Origin of the sequence: Arthrobacter sp. I3 (assembly GCF_000520575.1) — a bacterium.
GTDB classification, from domain to species: Bacteria; Actinomycetota; Actinomycetes; order Actinomycetales; family Micrococcaceae; genus Arthrobacter; species Arthrobacter humicola_A.
Window position 1 is genome coordinate 116373 of record NZ_KI914902.1, and the last position, 3120, is coordinate 119492.

The 3120-nt window shown below is 67.9% G+C and carries 2 protein-coding genes; one reads left to right on the forward strand and one right to left on the reverse strand.

What is annotated here, in order from left to right; translation table 11 throughout:
- The coding region (locus Y706_RS23365) for an MFS transporter (RefSeq protein WP_043434475.1) at positions 1 to 1037 on the forward strand (1037 nt) is incomplete at its 5' end.
- 128 nt (positions 1038 to 1165) lie between these two features.
- Here the strand turns inward: Y706_RS23365 and cycA are convergent.
- Positions 1166 to 2680 (reverse strand): D-serine/D-alanine/glycine transporter, encoded by a 1515-nt coding sequence (gene cycA, locus Y706_RS0103255; RefSeq protein WP_028275441.1) that lies wholly within the window; start codon positions 2678 to 2680, stop codon positions 1166 to 1168.
- Positions 2681 to 3120 lie beyond the last annotated feature (440 nt).

Here is a 3120-nt window from a genome sequence, read left to right on the forward strand (position 1 = left end):
TGCAGGTGATTGCCCGGGTCTACCCGCCGGTCCTGCATCCGAAAATTTTCGCCGCCTTCTCCGCGGCCTGGGTCATCCCGTCCCTCGTGGGACCGTTCGCGGCCGGCGCCGTGGCCCAGCTGGCCGGCTGGCAGTGGGTCTTTCTCGGCGTGGTCGGACTCGTGGTGCCGGCCCTGCTCCTGACGGCCCCGGCCCTGCGCGGCCTGAACGGCAGCACGGGCGCCGACGGAGATTCCCCGGCCGCTGAGCCAGGGTCCCGCGGCCGTCCGCCGGGAGGCCTTGCCAAGTTGGCGCTGGCGGCACTGGCGGCGCTCGCCGTGCTGGGCCTGAACCTGTCCGCAGCGGTACCGGTCGCCGGCGGGGTGCTGGCGGCGGCCGCCGTCGCCGTCGCGCTCCTGGCCGTCCGTCCCCTCATGCCGCGCGGAACGCTGACCGCCCGGCGCGGCCTGCCGAGCGTAATCCTTACCCGCGGCCTGGCCTCCGCGGCGTTTTTCGGCGCCGAGGTCTACCTGCCGTACCTGCTCGTGGAACGCTACGCCTTCGCCCCGACGTTTGCTGGCCTCACGCTCACCGGCGGCGCCATCGCCTGGGCGGCGGCATCGGCCATCCAGGGCAGGCTGGGGACCCGGCTGGAGCACCGGAGGGCGGTGCGGATCGGATCGGCCCTGGTCCTTGGCGCCGTCGTCCTGGCCCTCGTGACCACGGTACTGGCCTGGCCGGCCGCGGTCGCGATCGCGGGATGGATCTTCGCCGGGGGCGGCATGGGCCTGATGTATCCGCGGCTGAGCGTCATGACCCTGGCGCTCTCCACCAAGGACACCGAGGGTTTCAACAGTTCGGCGATGTCCATTTCGGATTCCCTCGGGGGTGCCCTGGCCCTCGCCGGCACGGGGATCGTGTTCGCAGCGTTCGCGACGGCGGCGCCGTCGGCGTCGTTTTCCGGGGTGTTCGCGCTGACGGCGGTGATCGGGATCGCGGCCGTGGCCGTCGCGCCGCGCGTCGCCGTCGTCCCGGCTGCCGTCACCAAACGCGCGTAACGGCACAGCACCATAACAAGCACTGCACAGGAGCCCCGGCCGGATGATCCGGCCGGGGCTCCTGCGCGTCAGCGCTCCTTTGTTTCAGCGCTCCTTTGCTTCCGCGCTCCTTTGTTTCCGCGCGGGGATCAGGCAGACGCGCGGGCTTCCTCCTGCGAGCGGACGGCCTTCCATTCCACAATCCGGGCCTGCTGCAGCGGGGACTTGCGGTTGAAGTGCCAGGCCGCGCCCAGCAACAGGAACCACACGGGCGCCACGAAGAGTGCCAGCCGGGTGTCGTCGGCCTGCCCCAGGGCCACCAGCATGAACACGAAGAACGCGAGCACGACGTACGGCATGAAGGCGGAGCCGGGCATCTTGAAGGACGACGCCTCGTGCAGGGCCGGGCGGCGGCGGCGGAAGACGATGTAGCTGACCAGGATCATGGACCACACAAACATGGTCAGCACGGACGCCACGGACGTGACCACCGTGAACGCGCCGATCACGGAGTCGCCGGAGTAGAGCAGGACCAGGCCGGCCAGCAGGAAGATGCAGGAGAACAGCAGCGCGTTCTGCGGTACTTTGCGGACGCTGAGCTTTCCGAACGCTTTAGGCGCGTTCCCGTCCTGGGCGAGGCCGTAGACCATCCGGGACGTTGAGTAGATTCCGGAGTTGGCGCTGGAGGCGGCGGAGGTCAGGACCACAAGGTTGATGACCACCGCGGCGATCCCCAGCCCGGCGAGGGTGAACATGCCGATGAACGGGCTGCTGGCGGGGTCGATGGTGCGCCACGGATTGACGGCCATGATGACCACCAGGGCGCCCACGTAGAACAGGAGGACGCGGACCGGGATGGAGTTGATGGCGCGCGGCAGGTTCTTCTCCGGGTCCTTGGTTTCGGCGGCGGCGGTGCCCACCAGTTCGATTCCGGCGAAAGCGAAGATGGCGATCTGGAACCCGAGGACGAAGCCGAACATGCCGTGCGGGAACATGCCGCCGTCGTTCCACATGTTGGCGAGGTTGGCTTCCGCGCCGTTCGGGGACGTGAAGTGGGTGGCGATCATGACCGCGCCGGTAACGATCAGGGCCACGATGGCGACCACCTTGATGATGGCAAACCAGAACTCCGCTTCACCGAATGCCTTCACGGTGGGGAGGTTCAGGAGGATCAAGACCACGGGCGTGAGCAGCGCAGGGATCCACAGGGGCGTGCCGGGAGCGAGCTTGTCCACGTAGCCGGAAATGGCGACGATGTCCGCCACCCCGGTGACCACCCAGAAGAACCAGTAGGACCATCCGGTGAAGAAGCCGGCCCACGGCCCCAGAAGGTCACCGGCGAAGTCGCTGAAGGACTTGTAGTTCAGGTTGGAGAGCAGGATCTCGCCCATGGCACGCATCACGAAGAACAGCATGAAGCCGATGATCATGTAGACGAAGATGACGGAGGGCCCGGCGAGCGAGATGGTCTTCCCGGACCCCATGAACAGGCCGGTGCCAATCGCGCCGCCGATGGCGAGCAGCTGGATGTGGCGGTTGCCGAGGGCCCGGGCGAGGTGCGGCTCGCGGTTCCCGGAGTCACCGTTGGCGGAAGCGGCAGTTCCAGTTTGGGCAATGTCAGATTCTGCAGTGGCCGGAGCGGCCGTGGTGGTGCGTTCAGACATGAGGCTTCTTCCTTGTCACAGGCGGTCGCCGGCGGGGGTTCCGCAGTGCGGGCCGCACGGATCCGTCAGAGTGTGACGGAGGTAACAGTTTTGGCGGGTAGATCAAGGTTAGGGCCGGTATTTCGTGGTCCCTGTTGTCGTAGCGGTCCGCTTATGTGGTCCAGCTGGTCGGTGGGGTGCCGCCGCTCTCCCGGCGGGACGAGGCTCCCGGAAGGCGCGGGAACCGGCATTCTTCGCGGACTCTGGGGGAGGATGCGACGTCGGCACATTCGCCCGGTGCGGGCGCTGGCACCGCTTTTCCGTGGATCGCCCGCCCGCAAGCAGGCTCGACAGCTGTCGACCATCTTAGCTTCAGTTGTCGTCCGCTGTCTTTTGTCACATTTTTTCGCGGCAGCGGCCGCCGAGGGCCGCCGTTAGCTTCCCGCAGCGTTGGCCGGCTC